An 18,756-nucleotide genomic window follows, 5' to 3' on the forward strand; every position below is an offset into this window, starting at 1 on the left:
AGACAAACCAAATTACAGTAACTGTAAAAATGGAAATTAAAATGGGGTAATAGTTTTCGAAAAATTGATGAAAATAACTTCCGACCAAAATGTATGCAGAAGCCATGCAAAGCTTGATTAAGATAAATTCAGAATTGGACCAGCTAGTTTTAATTTTAAAGAAATTCATAATAATTACGGTTGTTAAGTTGCTTTAAATAAAGGTAATGAATAAAAAAGCAGATGGCAATTATAAAAGAAAAGCAATATGAAGTCATAATGTGTTTAGTGGTTACAATTTGTAATATTATAAAATTGAATCTAAAAAATAATATTATCATGGAAACGAATGATTTAGGAACAAAAAAAATAAACGGAACGCAGAAAAATATTGATGAATCTAAAGGAAAAAACGTTTCGCACGACAAAGAACTAAAAGATGCCAAATTGAATAAAGAATTGGTTACAGATGCAGATGGCGATAAAAAGATTGTAGAGAGAGCCCGTAACGAGAATGAAGATATTAATAAAGCGCTTCATCAAATAAATCCAGATAACCCAAATGCAAACCGCGGAGTTGAAACGGAAGAAGAGGCAAATAAAACGGTTGAGAACAAAGATCATAATTCCGATATAACTCCAAATCGATATCCGAACTCACATCCAGATAATCATAAAGATCGTGGAAATATGAAATTAGACGAGGAAGAATAAGACAATACGAAATTTTCAACAAAATTGCGTCAATTTAATGTCAAATAACATAACATTAGCGGTTCGCGTTAATGTTATTTTAAACTCTATTCAAAGCTTTTATGTCGGTTGATATCTTCGTAAATTAGAGGAATCAATTTAAAAACATATATAAAATGGCACTTTTAGAAAATAAAGTAGCTTTTGTATCTGGCGGCGGTTCAGGAATCGGACGCGTGGTGGCAGAAGCCTACGCTCGAGAAGGAGCAAAAGTAGTAGTAGCTGATATAAATGTAGAACACGGTGAAGAAACCGTAAAAATGATAAAGGAAAAGGGCGGAGAAGCTTTTTTCATAAAAGGAGACTCGTCGAGTGCGGCCGACAATAAACATATGGTTGAGGTGACAGTTTCTAAATACGGCCGATTGGACATTGCCTGCAACAATGCAGGAATGGGAGGCCCGGCAAAACCAACTGGCGAATATGAGCCAGAAGCTTGGGATAAAGTTATTGCACTTAATTTAAGCGGTGTTTTTTATGCCTGCCGTTACCAATTGGAGCAAATGGAGAAAAATGGTGGAGGAAGCATTGTTAATATTGCCTCAATTCATGGACAAGTTGCTGCGCCAAATAGCGTTGCCTATACAGCGAGTAAACACGGTGTGGTTGGTTTGACAAAAAATATTGCAGTAGAATATGCCCAGAAAAACATTCGATGCAATGCTGTTGGACCTGGTTATATTGAAACAGCACTTTTAAAAGATAATCTTAACAAGGATATGATGCAAGCCGTTGCAGCAAAATCTGCAATGAACCGCTTAGGAACCGCAGAAGAGGTTGCCGAATTGGTAGTTTTTCTAAATTCTGATAAATCATCATTTACAACAGGAAGTTATATTATTGCGGATGGAGGCTATACCGCAGTTTAATATTTTTTAAAGAATACTATTTTGAATTAGTAAAGCAGTAAGCGAAAGTTTACTGCTTTTTTTGTTTTTAGAAATCCATTATTTGTAAGAAGTGTAGCGTTTTCGGGGCTTTTTGGAATGCTGGATATTTTGAAGAATGTTTTGTTTTAAGTGTTTTTTGTTGGTTTTATTTTATTATATTTAATCTTGTTTTAAGTTTTGATGAAAAATATTTATAAAAATATAAACATTAAGTTTATGGTTTTGTAATATTCCCTTAACTTTAAAGACGATAAATTTGAACTCTAAAAACTCTATTCTTTAACCTATGAAAAAACTCTACTTTTCGCGCCTTTTGGCTCTTTTATGTTTTTTTAGTCTTTTTTCTGGAAATCTTTTTTCTCAGACAAATCCAACGCCGCAAACATTACCTATCAATCAGCAATTGGGGGAATTAATAGCAGGAATTACTACATCATATCCAGCTGGTTTTCAAGGATGGACAGTTGCTGGATCGCCTGGTGCTAACTTTAAAACTATTGCACCGGCAGCCAATGCTGTTTTAGCTGCTGTCGCATCTAGCGCACCAGCATCTGCGGCTTCTGGTACTGGGAATGTCTATAATTACGATGGGAAACTAGGCTTTCTAAACACAGGTAGTGTTGATTATACTATTGCTTTTGCTTTCTCAACTTCAGGAATAACAAATGTGAGAGTTAAATACGATGCGATGACTATTCGTAATCCATATGGATTGTCTGGAAATCCAGTTTCAAGCCGAATAAATGAAATGGTACTGCAATATCGTATTGGAACGACAGGAGAGTTTACATCTTTATTGGGAACAGTTTATGCTAATAATACAGTGCAGCAGACAGGAAGTACTACCACACCTCAAAAGAATGAAATTATAAAAGTTACATTGCCTGCAGAATGTGATGACAAGCCTGAAGTTCAAATTAGATGGATTTCCAGACAAATTTCAGGTGCTGGTTCTCGTCCATCTTTTGCAATTGATAATATAGAAATTGAAAAAGATCTTTTTGAGCCAACAAATGTTTTAGGTTACCCAAAAACAGCTAATGTTTTAGGAGAAAGCTTTGATTTTATTAATAAAATAGATGAAGTTGGAAAAACCTATTATGTTTTACTCCCTGCAGGTAGTGCTGAACCAACAGTCGCGCAAATAAAAGCAGGTCAAGATTCAAATGGAACTGGAGCTTTGCAATCAGGAGTTTTTGATGTAACAAACCCGACTCAGGAATATATAAAAAGTTTTGCGGGATTAACTTTAAGTACTACTTATTCTGTTTTCTCGATTTCTGAAGATCCTTATAATAATTTACAAACCTCAGTTAGTAAAACAGATGTTACTACATTAAATGTAATGCCACCTGCTATATCGCCATCTGTTGCTATATTGAATTTGGGCGGTACTGAACCTAATTATGATCCTTTAATAAAAAGCTACCAGATTGGAGCTTCAGATCTTACTGCAAATGTAGTAGTTACAGCGTCGGGAAATTTTACTATTTCAAAAGATAATATTTCATTCTCATCAATTTTATCATTTGTTCCAGCTGATTTTGATTCTAATGCAACGCCAACAGTATATGTAAAATTCACCCCAACTTCAGTTGGTAGTTTTACAGGTACAATAACTCATGAAACAACTGGAGGTACAACCAAAACAGTTAATTTAACAGCTCTTGGAGTAAATCCTTTTGTACAGAATTTTGACGATGCAAATGTTTTTGCAAATAGCAAATGGTCTCAATATAATGAAGCAGGCCCAATAAACAAATGGGCTTACACGAACCAGTCGCGTAATGTGAACTCAGGGACTGGAGCCGTTTTAATGAATGGATTTTCGGATAATGGTGCAAGTAAAGATTGGCTGATTTCTCCAAGATTACGCTTAGATGGTTTTACTCAAATTCCATTATTATCTTTTTATTCTCGTCAATTTTACGATGGTCCATCTTTAAAATTAATGGTTTCAACCAATTATGATGGAGTCAGTGACCCAAATACTGCAACTTGGACACCGATAAACGGAAGATTTCCGCAAGAGACAGGAAGTTATGTAAAATCTGAATATATAAATTTATCAGCTTATAAGACAGATCATACGTATTTGGCTTGGGTTTACGAAACCACTTCTGGCGGAAATGGTAATGCTGCGGAATGGTCTTTCGATGATTTTGCTATTATTGATGAATCAAAATATGTGGATTCTAACCCTCGTTTAGATTTTGCGGATGTAAGTCCAAATTCGGTTTCTGCTAGTCAAACTTTTGTTTTTGCAGCAGCAGGCTATGGAGATATCACTATTGCGGCTCCCGCTTCATACGAATTGTCATTAGATAATATTTCGTTCGCATCAAGTATCATTGTTCCTTCTGCAGATGCATTAACGGGAAAAACAGTTTATGCAAGATTTGCTCCAACTACCAAAGAGCCAACTATTTCTGGTGCTTTAACTGTTACAGGAACCTCTTTAAACAAAGAAATAGGTTCATTTACTGGATCTTCTATATTAAAAGCACATACTTATGATGTAGTGAGTTATAATTTAGAGTTTTTTGGAACAGATGCTAAAGATGCAACTGGTAAAGAATTTGGACCAACAAATGATGCGCTGCAAATAGAAAACGTGGCCAAAGTAATGAACAAATTAAACGCAGATGTTTATGTAGTTCAAGAAGTTTCTGATGAGCCAGCATTAGATGCGTTAATTCAAAAAATCAGTGTTAACGGAAAAACATTCGATAAGACAATCTCAACTTCTTGGTCTTACTCATTTGAGCCTTTAGATCCCTATTTTCCGCCTCAAAAATTGGTTGTAATTTACAATACCCAAACAACTACTGTAAAAAGTACAAAAGTGTTATTTAAAGATTTATACGATCAAGTTCGTGCTAATACTGTAGTTTTGCCAGGTTATCCGGGAACAGATACTCCACAAAAAAATGATGATAGCTTTTTCTCATCAGGACGTCTCCCTTATTTGGTTCAGGTTGAGGCTAATGTTGGCGGAATTAAAAAAGAAATTAACTTAATTGATCTTCACGCACGTGCAAACAGCGGAACTGATATTTCAAAATACAATCAGCGCAAGTATGATATTGACTACCTAAAAGATGCGCTAGATGCTGAATATCCAGATTCAAATTTAATTCTTTTGGGAGATTTTAATGATGATGTAGAAGCATGGGTAGGAAATGTAAACACACCATCATCTTATCAGAAATTTGTTGACGATACAGCTAATTATAATGCTTTAACTTTAGAAATTAGTAAAGCTGGTGCTTATAGTTTTTTAAGTTCACAAGGATTTTTAGATCATATTTTAATTTCAAATGAATTGAATGATGATTATATTGAGGAGTCAATTGCAGTTTATGATCCAAGAAATGATATTGCAAATTATACCACAACAACTTCAGATCACGGGCCAGTAATTGCTCGTTTCGAATTAAAACAAGACGTGCTTTCTACGCCAGATTTTGGAAAAAACAAATATTTTGTAAAAGCATATCCAAATCCTGCTGCAGACGTGTTGAATTTTGATATCAAAACAGCAACGCAAGGAAGAGATCTAAAAATCAGTTTATACGATTTTAATGGTCGTGCTATTGGAAATCCAATTAGTGTTAAGAATGAATCTGAAGTTAGCACAGCAGTTGTTGCTGTTGGCAATCTAGTTTCGGGAGTATATTTTTATACAGTTACGGAAAACAATAAGGTCATTTTTAAAGATAAAGTCATTAAGAAATAATAGAGATTTTCTATAAAAACGAAAGGCAGTCTATTTTAAGACTGCCTTTTTTATATAAATACTTTTTTTAGTTTCTCGATATCAATTTTACTTTCCTCTGAAAAGTTAAAAAAATAATCCAACTGCCATTTTTGTGTTTTCTGTGCCTGTTTGCTTGTGGTTTCATCCCAAGGCGGATAAACTCTCGTTGCTCTGATTCCTTCTTTCTTTTCGGTAGAAAAAATGCCTTTTTCTAATAATGTCTTTTTCGGAAAAATAAACTGTCCCCAATTCTCATCTTTTCGAACACTCACAATCACAAAATCAATAGTATCTGAATAATCAAAAGGTTCAATTATTCCTGATTGATTTCGTTTCCATAAAGTAACAAACTGCCCAGTTTTGGTTGGGGTAATTTTTGCTTCTCTATAGCAAATGTTTCTGTTATTTAATTGAAAACGAAATGCGCTATATTCTTCGCTTTCGCTTTCCTTTTGAAAAGAGGTTATTTGCAAATCAGCCTTCTTAAAAATGCTTTCTTTGCTTAATACTAAATCAGGAGAGGCGATACTAAAATTCATTTGCGAAAATTACTGCAAATTCAATTTAGAAAGAAACATTCAGTCCAAAATTTAATCCCCATTGAAACTGATTGAATGACTGGCTGGTTAGCGGATTGATATAATAATTTACAGCAGGTTCAACAAAAACATTGGTCTTTTTGTACACGCGATATTGAACAGTACTGCTCAAAGTAGAACCATAAACATAATCATTGGCGTTCATGTTTTCTCCAATGGAATGCCCATCTAGAGCCACATTATTAGAAATTAATTTACCTACAAAACCTCCAGTATTTAAGTTGATGCTAGCTTTATTTTTATTAAAAACAGAATAAGAAACCTCAAGAGGCATTTCTACATATCTTAAATTTTGATCTAATTTACCTGTTTGTACGTTTTCATTTTTCATAGCTTCTTTCGTGCTATTCGAAATCAAAAGATAATCTTGTCTTGACGGATCTGATGACGCAACTGGACTACTGTCGGCATAGGAAGCGGCAGGAGCAAAAAAAGCATTGTTTTTGGCACTTACGTAAGATACATTGGCAACGCTTTGTCCCAATTCGCTAATTTTTAATCCAGAACCTACAGCCCATTTTTTGTTAATGTTGTATTTTGTTTTTACACCATAAGAATTAGATTGTTTAGAATCGTTTACGTTTCCTAATGTTTTTTCGTTTTTCGTATTTTCAGAACTTGCTACACCAGCAAAAACCGCAACTGCCCATCTTTCTTTTTTATTGATCAGATTGTCCTTTTTTTCTTTTTCTTCTTTTTCCTTTTCAGGAGTTAAAATTCCTTTTTCTAAATTTTGAAGCTCGGCCAACTGCATAGAGTCTGTTTTGCTCAAACTGTTAGTAATTTTAAGATCGTCCTTTATTATAACTGCTTTATCAGTTCGCTTAGTCTCATTTTTATCGGAAACTGAATTTTTCGAATTGTATGCGTTGCTGTTTGCAAAAGAGTTGTTTGTAGAATAACCTTGATTATTAAAAGCAATATTTTTATTGTTTTTTAGAGAAAGCTGCTCTTCAAAAATAGAATTTGAAAGCTGTTTTTTTGCTGTAGAATTAAATTTGCTTTGTTTCCCAAATGCAATTCTTTCTTCTGAAATTCCTTTATTCGAAGATTTTATATGGTTTTCTAAAACAGATTTTTTGGAAGATTTTAGAATCGACTTGTTTTCTGATGAACCAAAATTTTGATACGCAATAGATTGGTTCGGAGCATTTGCTGGAACCGCTGTGTTAGATTTTTTAGAAGATTTTACAGTCGATTTTTCTTCTGACGAACCTGAATTTTGATAGGCAACAGATTGGTTAGGAACATTTGCAGGAACCGCTATATTAGATTTTGAATCTTTTTTACTGCTTTTGTTCTTAGAGTTTGTTTCTGCTACAGAAGTCTCTTGAACTTGAATTCCTGATTCATTATTGAATTGATTATTCGTATGATTTCCATTTAAAGAATCTATTTTTTTGTCAGCATTTTTAGTTCGGTCTAAATTTCTATCGTTAGAATTATCGTTTGTGTTTTTGTCAAGAACAATACTATTTCTGCTGTTTTCTAAATCGCCATTGTTAATATTTGTGTTTTCAGATAAATCGGTAAAATGTAAAATTGAAGGCAGAAGCAACCCTAATAATAAGCATGCAGCAGCCGACCACCAAAGAACAACTCTCTTCTTCTTTTTAGGTTTGTCTAATTTTTCTTCAATCTGACTCCACAATTCTGGAGGCGGAACACTCGAAAAGTCTTCCATTGATGAAAAAATATCTTCTATTTTTTGCTTCTTCATGCTATCTTAAAATTTTTTATGCTCAAAATTCGCTTTTGTAATATGTGTTTGGCGCGATTTAAATTTGATTTTGATGTTCCTTCGGAGATTTTTAATAGTTCGGCTATTTCTTTGTGTTTCATTTTTTCGAAAACATACAAGTTAAAAACCGTCCGGTATTGATCTGGTAAATCTCGAATATATTCCAGCAGTTTTTCCTGTTCTATCGGAATAGCTTCCAGTTCCTCTTCTTCTATAAAATCGGTATCGGGATCAAAAACATCTAAAAAGAAACTCTCTTTTTTCTTTTTGTTTAAAGTTTCGATGAGTTTATTAATAAAAATCCGTTTGAGCCAGCCTTCAAAACTTCCTTCAAATTTATACTGGCTTATTTTCTGAAAGGCAATTACAAATGCTTCCTGAAAAACGTCTTTCGCGTCATCTTCGTTCTTCATATATTTCAAACAAATACCATATAAAACAGGAGAGAACAACTGATAAATTTTCAGTTGTCCCTCCCTGTCATTTTTAATGCACAGTTTGATATATTTTTCTAACTCGTCTTTCAAGAAATGGTTCAAATTTGATTTTGCAAAAATAGTTCTAAATAGCTTACAAAACTATCTTTTAAAAATAGTTCGAGTACCGTCTTGACTGTTGCTTACAATTGTTAGGTTTTGATTGTCAAGGTTTTCTATGACGTAAGTTTTGCCTTCGAACGTAATTAGATCATGTTCTGACTGATCAAAATATCCCTTTCCTTTTTCTATCTGATAAGCACTATTTCTAATCTCCACATTGTTTTTATAAGTAATAACTCTTCCATTTTCGGTAAAGATAATTTTCTTAGTAAATCCTATTGTTTTTGGTGTTGCAACATAAGGATTGTCAGAACCACCGATAGATTTTTCCCATATCCAAGTGTTTACTATTGATCCTGCAGCGTCTTTAGAATCATTTACAGAAATCACTGACATAAAAAGAAAACAGATAATAAAAGATAAAAAGAGTTTCTTCATAATCATGTTATTTTAAACTTGTAATTTTTTCCTGAATTGCTTTCTTGAAAAGTTTTATTTCTGCACTTTGGTCTGAAGTGTCATTGTTGTCGATATAAACTTTTGTAACGCTTGCACCTTGACGCAGTTCAAAATAAATTCCGCCTTGATCTGCAGCATCTGGAGAACCGTAGGTTTTCGTCTGTCCTTTTAAAGCCAAAATTTCAGCAGGAACACTTTTTAATAATAAAGTATATTCACCTCTTTTAATTGTTGGAGTATATTTGTATTGGTTAAAGTCATATTGTCCAGCTCCAACATTTAAGAATTTTAAAGTATTATAATCGTTAATCTGATAGAATTTTTGGCAGTCTGCACCAGTACATTGATTGTAGAAGCTTCCAATAATCATATTGTCTGCACTTTCAACTGTTTTATTAAAAATCATTCCTTTTGTTGTCTTCGGAATTAAAACAAAATCTGAAGGATAAGTAGGAGTTTGTGTTACGTTCTCGCCAACAGCAGGGGCTTTTTCGTAGTAATTCACAACGATTTCGCAATTATTTTCTACGATAGAGCTAATCACGATATCATAACCACTTGTAGGTTTAGCACCAGCGAAAAGACCAACTAAATATTCTTTTGTAAAATCAATATTTGGATCACTTGCGACTGGACAACTGTTCGCGTGTTTTGTAAAATACTCATTCATTTTTTCTTGAGAAGCAATAATAACTGCGGCAGGATTATTAGGCTGAGATTTTACACTATAATTGCATAAGAAAGGAAAACCAGTAAAATTTACAACTGTATTAGCTCCGCAATCTACATAGTTATTTCCATCATTAAGAGAACAAGCACTGAATCCAAAGGCTACAAATAAGCCAAGTATTAATTTTTTCATAATTATTTTAATAGGTTTATATCTTGTAGATAGCACATTTAAAAAAAGGTTGCGTTGAGGTTTAATTTTTTTTAAATAAAATGTTGGTTTAGTTGGATTTGAAAATGAATTAGTGAAATTTCCATTTTAAAAATTAAGTACTACGTATTATTGAGTACTTTTACGTAAAACAAACTTAGTTATGTCTGATTATTTACCGTTTTTATTAGGATTCGTTGTGGCGCTTTTTGTGGGCATCTACGTAGGCAAAATGCTTTCTGCATCAAAGTTTCAGTCAGAAAAAGCTATTTCTGAAGAACGATTAAATGCATTAAATGGTCAATTGCAAATGCTAAAAGAGCAATTTGAAAATGAAAAAAGTAACTTTCAGAAACAACTTCAGTTCAATATTTCTGAAAAAGAAAATATTCGTACAGAAAAAGACAGTTTAGCAATTCAGCTTTCTAAAAAAGAAGTAGATTTTGAAAATTTATGGGAACGCCATAAAGAACAAAAAAGCGAAATTAATGAGCTGCAGGAAAAATTTACTAAAGAATTTGAAAATCTGGCCAATAAAATTCTTGAAGAAAAATCGGCAAAGTTTACCGAACAAAATACTGTAAATATGAAAAATATCCTGACGCCTTTGCAGGATAAAATTCAGATTTTCGAACAGAAAGTAGAGCAGACACATAAAGAAAGCATCGATTATCATGCGGCGCTTCGTCAGCAGATTATTGGTTTGAGCGAAATGAACGCACAAATGAGCAAGGAAACTTTAAATCTTACTAAAGCATTAAAAGGAGACAGCAAAATGCAGGGAAATTGGGGCGAATTGGTGCTGGAGCGTGTTTTGGAAAAATCGGGATTAGAAAAAGGAAGAGAATACGAAGTACAGCAAAGTTTTACCAATAGTGAAGGAAACCGCGTTTTTCCAGACGTAGTAATCAATCTTCCCGACGGTAAAAAAATGATTGTCGATTCTAAAGTTTCGCTTGCCGCTTATGAAAAATGGGTAAACGAAGAATCGGAACTTTTAAAAATAGAATTTCTTAAAGAACACGTTATTTCTATAAAAAGACATGTTGAGCAGTTGGGCAGTAAAAATTACCACGATTTATATCAAATGGAAAGCCCAGATTTTGTTCTTCTTTTTATTCCGATGGAACCCGCGTTTGCCATTGCATTAAACGAAGATCCAACCTTATACACTAAAGCTTTTGACCGAAATATTGTCATTGTAACACCAAGCACGCTTTTGGCTACTTTGCGAACTATTGACAGTATGTGGACCAATCAGAAACAACAGGAAAATGCCTTAGAGATTGCGAGACAAGCGGGAGCTTTGTATGATAAATTTGAAGGTTTTGTAACCGATTTAGTTCGAATTGGAAACAAAATAAAGGATACCAAAACAGAATACGAAAGCGCTATGAATAAATTGGTTGATGGAAAAGGAAACCTGATTTCGAGCGTAGAAAGATTGAAAAAAATGGGAGCAAAGGCTAAAAAGTCACTTCCTGAAAATATTATTGCAAGAGCAGCGAGTTCAGATGAAAATGAATTATTGAATTAGAAGAGAAAGTAAAAAGAGAAAAGACACAAGAAAAAAGACCAACCTAATATAGAATACAACTAATCAAAAAAATACCAAAAACAAAAACATGAGTACAGATTTTAAACCCGTTTCTTCATCAAAAGTTAGTATATCAGAATTAATGTTGCCATCTCATACTAACTTTAGCGGAAAGATTCACGGAGGATATATTTTACAATTACTAGATCAGATTGCTTTTGCATCGGCATCAAAATTCAGCGGCAATTATTGCGTAACAGCTTCTGTAGATACGGTAAACTTTCTGAAACCTATTGAAGTTGGAGAATTGGTAACCATGAAGGCTTCTGTAAATTATGTTGGAAGAAGCTCCATGATTGTCGGCATTCGTGTAGAAGCAGAAAATATTCAGACAGGAGTTATCAAACATTGCAATTCGTCTTATTTTACAATGGTTGCTAAAGATAAAGAAGGCAAAAGTGTTCAGGTTCCAGGATTAATCTTGTCAAATTTGGAAGAAGTGCGCCGTTTTAGAAAGGCAATAAAACATATCGAAGTTAGAAAAGAAGTAGAAGAACATGAAAAATTGGCCAATATAAATTCTATTGAAGATTTGGCAAGTCTAGAAAAATATAATGTGCTTCTAGAAATCAGCTAAATTTTCTTATATTTAGTTATTACATATTAAATATTAGAAATTATGGTCAAGTTTGGATATACAATTTTATACGTTGAAAATGTCGAAGAATCTATCGCGTTTTATGAAAATGCTTTTGGTTTTTCGAGAAAATTCGTCACGCCAGAAGGCGATTATGGCGAATTAATTACAGGAGAAACAACACTTTCGTTTGCTTCGAAGAAATTAGCTTCAAAAAGTTTACCCGACGGGTTTATTGAAAGCAGTCTAGAAGATAAGCCTTTTGCTATAGAAATTGGATTTATAACAGAGAATGTTCCTGAAGTTTTGCAGAAAGCAACTTCTTTCGGCGCAGTTATAGTTTCAGAACCTGTAGAAAAACCTTGGGGACAAATCGTGGCTTATGCAAGAGACTTAAACGGTTTTTTAATTGAAATTTGCACAGAGGTAAAAGCATAGAAATTCCTTGTCAAAAATTATGGTAAAGCCCCTACGAGACAAAATATTGATTCACACCACATTTTGTCCCGTAGGGGCTTTTTTCACAATCCTTTAATGCGGCAAAAATTCACAAATTTTTAGCATTACTCTCAGAACTTTTAATAGGGAAATTTCGTAACTTTAAGTGTAATTATTGGGTTACGGAATTTTTTCACTGAGTATTGCCGTTCAATTTTTCAGATTATTAAAATCTGATTTTTCATTTTCTCTTAATCAGAACAAATTGAATGACATAATTGTTTAAATGCAGACGATTATGAAAACAACTACTTTATTATTTTTACTTTTTACCGCCTTTTCTGTCATTGCCCAAGACAAATTTTTCACTAATACAGGTACCATAAATTTTGAAGCCTCTGTTCCTTTGTATGAAGAAGTGAAAGCAGTAAATAGACAGGTTGCTATACTTTTAGAACCTAAAACAAGTACTTTTATTTGTACTGTTGTCATCAAAGATTTTCGCTTTAAATTGAATCTAATGCAAGAGCATTTCAATGAAAACTACATGGAAAGCAATCGCTATCCTAAAGCCATATTTAAAGGGAAAATTCAGAAATTTGATTTAAAAGATATTACTGAAGTCGCAAAACAATATGAGATTAAAGGGAAACTTAATTTACGCGGAAAATCAAAAGAGATTGTGGTGAACGCTTTGATTAAAAGAGTTCCAGAAGGAATCCAGATCATTTCAGATTTCCCAATTGCAGTATCCGATTTTAATATTCATATTCCAACTCCTATAGCTTCAAAAATTGCACAAACGGCCAATACAGAACTAACGGGCATTATTCGCAGCGATGAGACTATGCTGACTTTAAAATAAAAGTTATTTTATACAATTAATAAGCGTCTTTTCTAAATCAGTAAATTGAAATTCAAAACCGGTTTTTTGAATTTTCTCTGACGAAACACGCTGTCCCGTTAATACAGCTACGCTCATTTGTCCTAGCATAATCTTTAATACAAAAGGGGGAACTTTAGGCAACCATATACTATAATCATAAAGTTTAGCCAGAGTTTTAGAAAATCGGGCATTTGTTGTATTGTCTGTTATGCAGGCGTTGTATGGGCCTTCCAGTTTGGTATCTTCAATGCTTTTTAAATAAATCTGGCATAAATCTTCAATATGAATCCAAGGGAGATATTGTTTGCCAGAACCCAAAACGGCGCCAAAACCAGATTTAAATGTGGGAATCATCTTTTTTAGAAAACCTTCGTTTTTGCCTAAAACGATACCAGTTCTAATTTTGACTGTTCGAATATGTAAAGAAGCGATTTTATCTGCGGCATTTTCCCATTTTTGGCAAGTTATGCCTAAAAAATCATCGGCTGGGGCAGTGGTTTCAGTACAAATATTATGACTGGTTATAGCACCATAAATTCCGATTCCTGAAGCAGAAACAAAGGCTTCTAGTTTTTTATTGTTTTTCTCTAAAATTGAATAAATCATTTCAACAGGTCTAACACGACTCTCGATAATGGCTCTTTTACGTCTTTTAGTCCACCTTTTTTCGACGATTCCTTCGCCAGCAAGATGAATAATGTAATCGGCATTTAGAATTGCATTTTTGTCAATATAGTTTTTTTTGATGTCCCATTTGTAATATGTAACTCTTGGAGTATCTTCTCTATCAGATCGGCTCAAGACAGACACAGAAAAACCTGCTTTGATCAGGACATCTGTCAAATGTTTTCCAATGAAACCACTTCCGCCTGTTAATAGAACATTTTGAGCCATAATAGTTTATAATATATTTAACAGTCTAACTTGTTTAAGGATTAGTAAAGATAATTAAACAATGTTTACCTTTATGGCAAATTCTAAATTTTAATAAGATGGCGACTAAAAAAAAGGTAATTACCAAAGATGATATCGTTTCAAAATATATGGAAGAGGTTCTGGAAAAAGGACAAAAGCCTAAATCGGTTTATCATTTTGCCAAAGAAAATGATTTTACGGAAGCTGAATTTTATGCTTTTTTTGGAACATTAGAAGGTTTAGAAAAAGAAATATTCAGACTGTTTTTTGAAAACACAGTCAATCTTCTTCACAAGAATGAAGAATATCAGGGATATGATATGAAGAATAAAATGCTGAGTTTTTATTTTACTTTCTTTGAAATCCTCACTGCCAATAGAAGTTATGTTTTGCAATCGCTTAAGATTGACAGAAATCCGCTTAAAAATTTAGTGCAGTTAACTACGCTGCGAAATAGTTTTAAAGAATATGTTTCTCAAATCTTGACAGATGATTACAGATTAGAACAGGAAAAGTTTCAGAAGTTTCATGAAAAAGCCATTCAAGAATCGTCTTGGCTGCAATTAATGCTGACTATTAAATTCTGGATGGAAGACGAATCTCCTGCTTTTGAAAAAACCGATATTTTTATTGAGAAGTCAGTTAATGCGTCATTTGAGTTGATGAATGTGGAGCCAATGAACCATCTGATAGATTTCGGAAAATTTTTGTTCAAAGAAAAAGTATATAGCAGATAATGAAAACAATCGATTATATTCCGACCTCAAAAATAGAGAGAGCAGGAAAATTGGTTCAAACTGGGGCTAAAATTGGTGTAAACTACGTAAAACATTATGCCGAAAAAATAGTAAATCCCGATTTGACCAGAGATAAACTAAACGAAAATAATGCAGAAGATATTTATGACGGACTAAAAAGCTTAAAAGGAAGTGCACTAAAAGTAGCACAGATGTTAAGCATGGATAAAAACTTTCTTCCGCAAGCTTATGTAGAAAAGTTCTCTCTATCTCAGTTTTCTGTTCCGCCACTTTCTGCTCCGTTAGTTTTAAAGACTTTCAAAGGCAATTTTGGAAAAACGCCATATGAGATTTTTGACGAGTTCAATCCAAATTCTGTAAACGCAGCAAGTATTGGTCAGGTGCATTTGGCAAAGAAAGGAGATAAAGAGCTAGCCGTTAAAATTCAATATCCAGGTGTTGCCAATAGCATTTCGTCAGATTTGGCTTTGGTAAAACCAATTGCTATCAGAATGTTTAATCTGCAGGGGAAAGATTCTGACAAATACTTTAAAGAAGTTGAAGATAAACTGATTGAAGAAACCAACTATTTGTTGGAGTTAAAACAAAGCCAAGAAGTAGTTGACGCCTGCAGTAAAATTGAAAACATCACTTTTCCAAATTACTATCCTGAGTTTTCGTCAGAGAAAATCATTACGATGGATTGGATGACGGGAATTCATCTTTCTGAATTTACAGCTATAAATAAAGATCAAGAAGCTGGCGACAAATTAGGTCAGGCGCTTTGGGATTTTTATATGTATCAGATTCATGTTTTACGAAAAGTTCACGCAGATCCACATCCGGGAAATTTCCTGGTAGATGATCAAAATAAATTGATTGCTTTGGATTTTGGTTGTATGAAACAGATTCCAGAAGATTTCTATACGCCGTATTTTGAATTGATTAATAAAAATGTCATTACAGACGAAAAACTTTTCAATCAAAAATTATTCGAATTAGAGATTCTTCGACCAGACGATACACCTGCAGAAATTGAATATTTTACCGAAATGTTTCATGATTTGTTGTCGCTTTTTACAAAACCTTTCCAAAACAAAACTTTCGATTTTGCCGATGAGGAATTCTTCAACGCGATTGCCCAATTAGGAAAACGTTTCTCAGAAGATACAAATTTGAAAAAAATGAATGGAAATCGAGGATCTAAACACTTTATCTATATGAACCGTACTTTCTTTGGTTTGTATAATTTAATGTTTGATTTGAAAGCGCAAATTGTAGTGGACAATTATTTGAAATATTAAAGTTTAGTTTCTTTTGTTTCAGGTTTCAAGTTAACTAGATTGAGGTCAATCTTTGTCTACCTGAGTGAAGTCCAAGGTCAGTAAAGTGAGGACACACAGTTTATAACTTGAAACCTGAAACAAAGAATTCCTATTTCAAAATCCCAGCCTTGTAAGTTGCAATCGCACGATCTCTAGCAAAGCCATGATCAATCATTGGTTCATTATAGCCAAAATCAAATTCTGGAATCCATTTACGGATATATTCTCCTTTTGGGTCAAATTTTTGCTGCTGAATTTCGGGATTAAAAACCCTGAAATAAGGTGCAGCGTCACAACCTGTTCCTGCTGCCCATTGCCAGTTTCCTACGTTTGAAGCCAGTTCAAAATCTAAAAGTTTTTCGGCAAAATAAGCTTCGCCCCATCGCCAATCGATAAGCAAATGTTTGCAGAGAAAACTCGCCACAACCATACGCACGCGATTATGCATATAGCCCGTTTCGTTTAACTGACGCACTCCAGCATCAACCATTGGATAACCTGTTTCTCCAGCACACCAACGTTTGAAATCATCTTCGTTATTTCGCCATTGAATTCCGTCATAATTGGATTTGAAATTATGATTGACGCAATTCGGGAAACTGAACAATATTTGAATAAAGAATTCTCTCCAGATGAGTTCGCTTAAAAAAGTCTGATTTTTTCGGTTTGCCCAGTTTACCAATTTGCGAATACTCACAGTTCCAAAACGTAAATGCGGAGAAAGATAAGAAGTGCTGTCTAAAGCGGGAAAATCTCTTGTTTCTTTATACTGGGCAATTTGTGTTAAGTTGTGCGGCTTGACTTTTATATCGCTTCTTTCAAAACCAATCTCGGCTAAATCAGGAAAAGTAAATTTATTTTTTGCGAAATTGCTTTGAAACGGAACTGAGTCACATTCCGTAGCAGAGCCTAAAAAATGATATTTCTCCAACCATTTATTCTTATATGGAGTGTAAACCGTATATGGATTTCCATCTGCTTTTGTGATTTCTTTTTCCTCAAAAATAACATGATCTTTATAAAAGAAAGTTTCAATGTTGTTTTCTTTTAATAAAGCAGTTATCGCTGTGTCGCGTTTGATGGCAAAAGGTTCGTAATCTTTGTTAAAGAAAACCGATTGAATATCAAATTTTTCGATAAGTGATTTCCAAACGTCTTTTGTTTTTCCTTTTTTTATTAAGATAGAAGAATCGAGTTTATTTAATTCTGAATTTACTTTTTGCAGTGAATCATAAATAAAAGTCACTCGAGCGTCATTTTTCGGCAGACGGTCCAAAATATCATCGTCAAAGATAAAAAGAGGAACGACAGGAAAATTAGATTGTAAAGCATGAAATAATCCTGTGTTGTCTTCTAAACGCAAATCACGTCTAAACCAAAATAAAGTAACTTTTTGTTTTGTCATTGTTGTATCTGATTTTTAAACGCATAGAAACATAGAATTTATTTTTCTTTTGAAGAGTTTGGAAAGAAACTCATTTCTAAGACATAGCTATGTGTTTTTATGAAAGTAAAATGCCTTTTTATTAATATATATTCTATGATTCTATGTGTTTAATTTTTAAGCTTTTTTAGAATTAAATAACTCTTCGATTTTATTAAATCTATAATCGAAAATCCTCTTCAGTTTGTTTTTTACAACTAATTGATTCATGATTCTGCCTAGAATTCCAAGTGGGAGAGCATAATGAACTATGTCAGTCATTTTTGTTCCGCCATCTGGTGTTGGTTCAAAGAAATGTTTATGATGCCACAATTTGTAAGGCCCAAATTGCTGAATGTCTACGAAATACTCGTTTTCTTTGCAAGCCGTAATTTCGGTAACCCAAGACATTTTGATTCCGAAAAGGGGTTTTAAGGTGTAAGTGATAATTTGTCCATGATACATGCGTTTGCCGTCATAATCCTGAATTTGGAAATTCATATTATCAAGCGTAATGGTTTGCAAGTTTTTTGGATCGGAAAAAAAATCCCAACAGTTTTCTACACTTGCATTGATATGCTGTACGGTTACTATCTTGTGTAATTTCATAATCACAAATCTTTCTTGAAACACTAACGTGTTCAAATAATGCTACATTTTATAATATTTAAAGGGAACGAATAGCATTCCAAAACATTCTCCTTTTTCTTTGCCTAAATGTTTGTGGTGTATTTTATGCGCTTTTCTAAGTCCGATGAGGTATTTGTTTTTAGTGTTTTTAAACCATTTAAAACGTTGATGGATTAATACATCATGAATTAGAAAATAACAGACTCCATAAAGTGTGATTCCGCAGGCGATAAAAAACAAATAATTGAATCCGCCCTGAACTCCAAAATAAAATAAGACAATGCTCGGAATGGCAAATATGACAAAGAAAATATCGTTGCGTTCAAAAGTATCTTCATATTTCGGCTGATGATGATCGGCATGAAAATACCACATAAAACCATGCATCACATATTTATGAGTTAGCCAAGTAACACATTCCATGAACAGAAAAACGCTTAAAAAGATTAAAAAAGAAATCATTTTTATTAATGTTGATGTTTTAAAATTATCGTTTTATTGTTTTTGAGTTTAGCTTTGAATTATAAAAGATTGACTCAAAAAGATTGACTATTTTGGTTTTAAGTCTGCGATTCTCTCAATCTTGTCATTTCTCCTAGTCGAAATGACAAACTGTTGGCTTTTATTG

The 18,756-nt window shown here is 33.4% G+C and carries 18 protein-coding genes; 9 read left to right on the top strand and 9 right to left on the bottom strand.

Going from position 1 to position 18,756, the window contains the following annotated elements; translation table 11 throughout:
- The first annotated feature begins 318 nt into the window (after positions 1-318).
- From FF52_RS09240 to FF52_RS09250, 3 genes are all read left to right on the top strand, one after another.
- Positions 319-693, top strand: coding sequence for a hypothetical protein (locus tag FF52_RS09240; protein WP_008464879.1), 375 nt, complete (start codon positions 319-321; stop codon positions 691-693).
- A 155-nt stretch (positions 694-848) separates the two neighbouring features.
- Positions 849-1,601 (top strand): SDR family NAD(P)-dependent oxidoreductase, encoded by a 753-nt coding sequence (locus FF52_RS09245; RefSeq protein WP_008464880.1) that lies wholly within the window; start codon positions 849-851, stop codon positions 1,599-1,601.
- Between the two features lie 307 nt (positions 1,602-1,908).
- Complete coding sequence (locus FF52_RS09250; RefSeq protein ID WP_008464881.1) at positions 1,909-5,361, top strand: T9SS-dependent choice-of-anchor J family protein; 3,453 nt, start codon at positions 1,909-1,911, stop codon at positions 5,359-5,361.
- A gap of 50 nt (positions 5,362-5,411) precedes the next feature.
- Here the strand turns inward: FF52_RS09250 and FF52_RS09255 are convergent, their stop codons facing one another.
- Genes FF52_RS09255 through FF52_RS09275 form a run of 5 tightly spaced genes read right to left on the bottom strand, consistent with a single transcriptional unit; the run spans position 5,412 to position 9,582 of the window.
- Entirely contained in the window at positions 5,412-5,921 is a 510-nt protein-coding gene (locus FF52_RS09255; RefSeq protein WP_008464883.1) for a MepB family protein, read from the bottom strand.
- A 25-nt stretch (positions 5,922-5,946) separates the two neighbouring features.
- Positions 5,947-7,701, bottom strand: coding sequence for a hypothetical protein (locus FF52_RS09260; protein WP_008464885.1), 1,755 nt, complete (start codon positions 7,699-7,701; stop codon positions 5,947-5,949).
- Entirely contained in the window at positions 7,698-8,261 is a 564-nt protein-coding gene (locus FF52_RS09265) for an RNA polymerase sigma factor (RefSeq protein WP_316928756.1), read from the bottom strand. The genes FF52_RS09260 and FF52_RS09265 overlap by 4 nt, the downstream gene beginning before the upstream one ends.
- 39 nt (positions 8,262-8,300) lie before the next feature.
- Positions 8,301-8,699, bottom strand: a complete 399-nt coding sequence (locus FF52_RS09270) for a hypothetical protein (RefSeq protein WP_008464887.1) — start codon at positions 8,697-8,699, stop codon at positions 8,301-8,303.
- 7 nt (positions 8,700-8,706) lie between these two features.
- Positions 8,707-9,582, bottom strand: coding sequence for a protease complex subunit PrcB family protein (locus FF52_RS09275; RefSeq protein WP_008464888.1), 876 nt, complete (start codon positions 9,580-9,582; stop codon positions 8,707-8,709).
- A gap of 181 nt (positions 9,583-9,763) precedes the next feature.
- On the opposite strand from FF52_RS09275, the gene rmuC reads away from it, so the two are divergent.
- The 4 genes from rmuC to FF52_RS09295 all read left to right on the top strand — a co-directional run bounded on the left by rmuC (position 9,764) and on the right by FF52_RS09295 (position 13,077).
- A complete protein-coding gene (rmuC, locus tag FF52_RS09280; RefSeq protein WP_008464889.1) occupies positions 9,764-11,137 on the top strand; it encodes a DNA recombination protein RmuC in 1,374 nt (457 codons plus the stop codon).
- Positions 11,138-11,225: 88 nt separating this feature from the next.
- Complete coding sequence (locus FF52_RS09285; RefSeq protein ID WP_008464890.1) at positions 11,226-11,774, top strand: acyl-CoA thioesterase; 549 nt, start codon at positions 11,226-11,228, stop codon at positions 11,772-11,774.
- A gap of 42 nt (positions 11,775-11,816) precedes the next feature.
- Complete coding sequence (locus FF52_RS09290; RefSeq protein ID WP_008464891.1) at positions 11,817-12,212, top strand: VOC family protein; 396 nt, start codon at positions 11,817-11,819, stop codon at positions 12,210-12,212.
- A 298-nt stretch (positions 12,213-12,510) separates the two neighbouring features.
- Positions 12,511-13,077, top strand: coding sequence for a YceI family protein (locus FF52_RS09295; protein WP_035691290.1), 567 nt, complete (start codon positions 12,511-12,513; stop codon positions 13,075-13,077).
- A gap of 3 nt (positions 13,078-13,080) precedes the next feature.
- Here FF52_RS09295 and FF52_RS09300 read toward each other — a convergent pair whose 3' ends face one another.
- A complete protein-coding gene (locus FF52_RS09300; protein ID WP_008464893.1) occupies positions 13,081-13,992 on the bottom strand; it encodes a TIGR01777 family oxidoreductase in 912 nt (303 codons plus the stop codon).
- Positions 13,993-14,090: 98 nt separating this feature from the next.
- On the opposite strand from FF52_RS09300, the gene FF52_RS09305 reads away from it, so the two are divergent.
- Both FF52_RS09305 and FF52_RS09310 read left to right on the top strand, forming a co-directional pair.
- Entirely contained in the window at positions 14,091-14,750 is a 660-nt protein-coding gene (locus FF52_RS09305) for a TetR family transcriptional regulator C-terminal domain-containing protein (RefSeq protein ID WP_008464894.1), read from the top strand.
- Positions 14,750-16,054, top strand: a complete 1,305-nt coding sequence (locus tag FF52_RS09310) for an ABC1 kinase family protein (protein ID WP_008464895.1) — start codon at positions 14,750-14,752, stop codon at positions 16,052-16,054. The genes FF52_RS09305 and FF52_RS09310 overlap by 1 nt, the downstream gene beginning before the upstream one ends.
- Positions 16,055-16,184: 130 nt before the next feature.
- Here FF52_RS09310 and FF52_RS09315 read toward each other — a convergent pair whose 3' ends face one another.
- The 3 genes from FF52_RS09315 to FF52_RS09325 all read right to left on the bottom strand — a co-directional run bounded on the left by FF52_RS09315 (position 16,185) and on the right by FF52_RS09325 (position 18,590).
- Positions 16,185-17,480, bottom strand: coding sequence for a cryptochrome/photolyase family protein (locus tag FF52_RS09315; protein WP_008464896.1), 1,296 nt, complete (start codon positions 17,478-17,480; stop codon positions 16,185-16,187).
- Positions 17,481-17,636: 156 nt separating this feature from the next.
- Positions 17,637-18,107, bottom strand: a complete 471-nt coding sequence (locus tag FF52_RS09320; RefSeq protein ID WP_008464898.1) for an SRPBCC family protein — start codon at positions 18,105-18,107, stop codon at positions 17,637-17,639.
- A 42-nt stretch (positions 18,108-18,149) separates the two neighbouring features.
- Positions 18,150-18,590 (bottom strand): sterol desaturase family protein, encoded by a 441-nt coding sequence (locus tag FF52_RS09325; RefSeq protein WP_008464900.1) that lies wholly within the window; start codon positions 18,588-18,590, stop codon positions 18,150-18,152.
- Positions 18,591-18,756 lie beyond the last annotated feature (166 nt).

It is taken from the genome of Flavobacterium sp. F52, assembly GCF_000278705.1.
Lineage (GTDB): Bacteria > Bacteroidota > Bacteroidia > Flavobacteriales > Flavobacteriaceae > Flavobacterium > Flavobacterium anhuiense.

What these genes read in the sequence shown, in the direction of transcription:
- FF52_RS09320 (WP_008464898.1), bottom strand. Translation starts at nt 18,107, where the DNA reads ATGAAATTACACAAGATAGTAACCGTACAGCATATCAATGCAAGTGTA.
- FF52_RS09310 (WP_008464895.1), top strand. Translation starts at nt 14,750, where the DNA reads ATGAAAACAATCGATTATATTCCGACCTCAAAAATAGAGAGAGCAGGA.
- FF52_RS09245 (WP_008464880.1), top strand. Translation starts at nt 849, where the DNA reads ATGGCACTTTTAGAAAATAAAGTAGCTTTTGTATCTGGCGGCGGTTCA.
- FF52_RS09290 (WP_008464891.1), top strand. Translation starts at nt 11,817, where the DNA reads ATGGTCAAGTTTGGATATACAATTTTATACGTTGAAAATGTCGAAGAA.
- FF52_RS09295 (WP_035691290.1), top strand. Translation starts at nt 12,511, where the DNA reads ATGAAAACAACTACTTTATTATTTTTACTTTTTACCGCCTTTTCTGTC.
- FF52_RS09325 (WP_008464900.1), bottom strand. Translation starts at nt 18,590, where the DNA reads ATGATTTCTTTTTTAATCTTTTTAAGCGTTTTTCTGTTCATGGAATGT.
- FF52_RS09240 (WP_008464879.1), top strand. Translation starts at nt 319, where the DNA reads ATGGAAACGAATGATTTAGGAACAAAAAAAATAAACGGAACGCAGAAA.
- FF52_RS09255 (WP_008464883.1), bottom strand. Translation starts at nt 5,921, where the DNA reads ATGAATTTTAGTATCGCCTCTCCTGATTTAGTATTAAGCAAAGAAAGC.
- FF52_RS09270 (WP_008464887.1), bottom strand. Translation starts at nt 8,699, where the DNA reads ATGAAGAAACTCTTTTTATCTTTTATTATCTGTTTTCTTTTTATGTCA.
- FF52_RS09315 (WP_008464896.1), bottom strand. Translation starts at nt 17,480, where the DNA reads ATGACAAAACAAAAAGTTACTTTATTTTGGTTTAGACGTGATTTGCGT.
- FF52_RS09275 (WP_008464888.1), bottom strand. Translation starts at nt 9,582, where the DNA reads ATGAAAAAATTAATACTTGGCTTATTTGTAGCCTTTGGATTCAGTGCT.
- FF52_RS09300 (WP_008464893.1), bottom strand. Translation starts at nt 13,992, where the DNA reads ATGGCTCAAAATGTTCTATTAACAGGCGGAAGTGGTTTCATTGGAAAA.
- rmuC (WP_008464889.1), top strand. Translation starts at nt 9,764, where the DNA reads ATGTCTGATTATTTACCGTTTTTATTAGGATTCGTTGTGGCGCTTTTT.
- FF52_RS09285 (WP_008464890.1), top strand. Translation starts at nt 11,226, where the DNA reads ATGAGTACAGATTTTAAACCCGTTTCTTCATCAAAAGTTAGTATATCA.
- FF52_RS09305 (WP_008464894.1), top strand. Translation starts at nt 14,091, where the DNA reads ATGGCGACTAAAAAAAAGGTAATTACCAAAGATGATATCGTTTCAAAA.
- FF52_RS09250 (WP_008464881.1), top strand. Translation starts at nt 1,909, where the DNA reads ATGAAAAAACTCTACTTTTCGCGCCTTTTGGCTCTTTTATGTTTTTTT.
- FF52_RS09260 (WP_008464885.1), bottom strand. Translation starts at nt 7,701, where the DNA reads ATGAAGAAGCAAAAAATAGAAGATATTTTTTCATCAATGGAAGACTTT.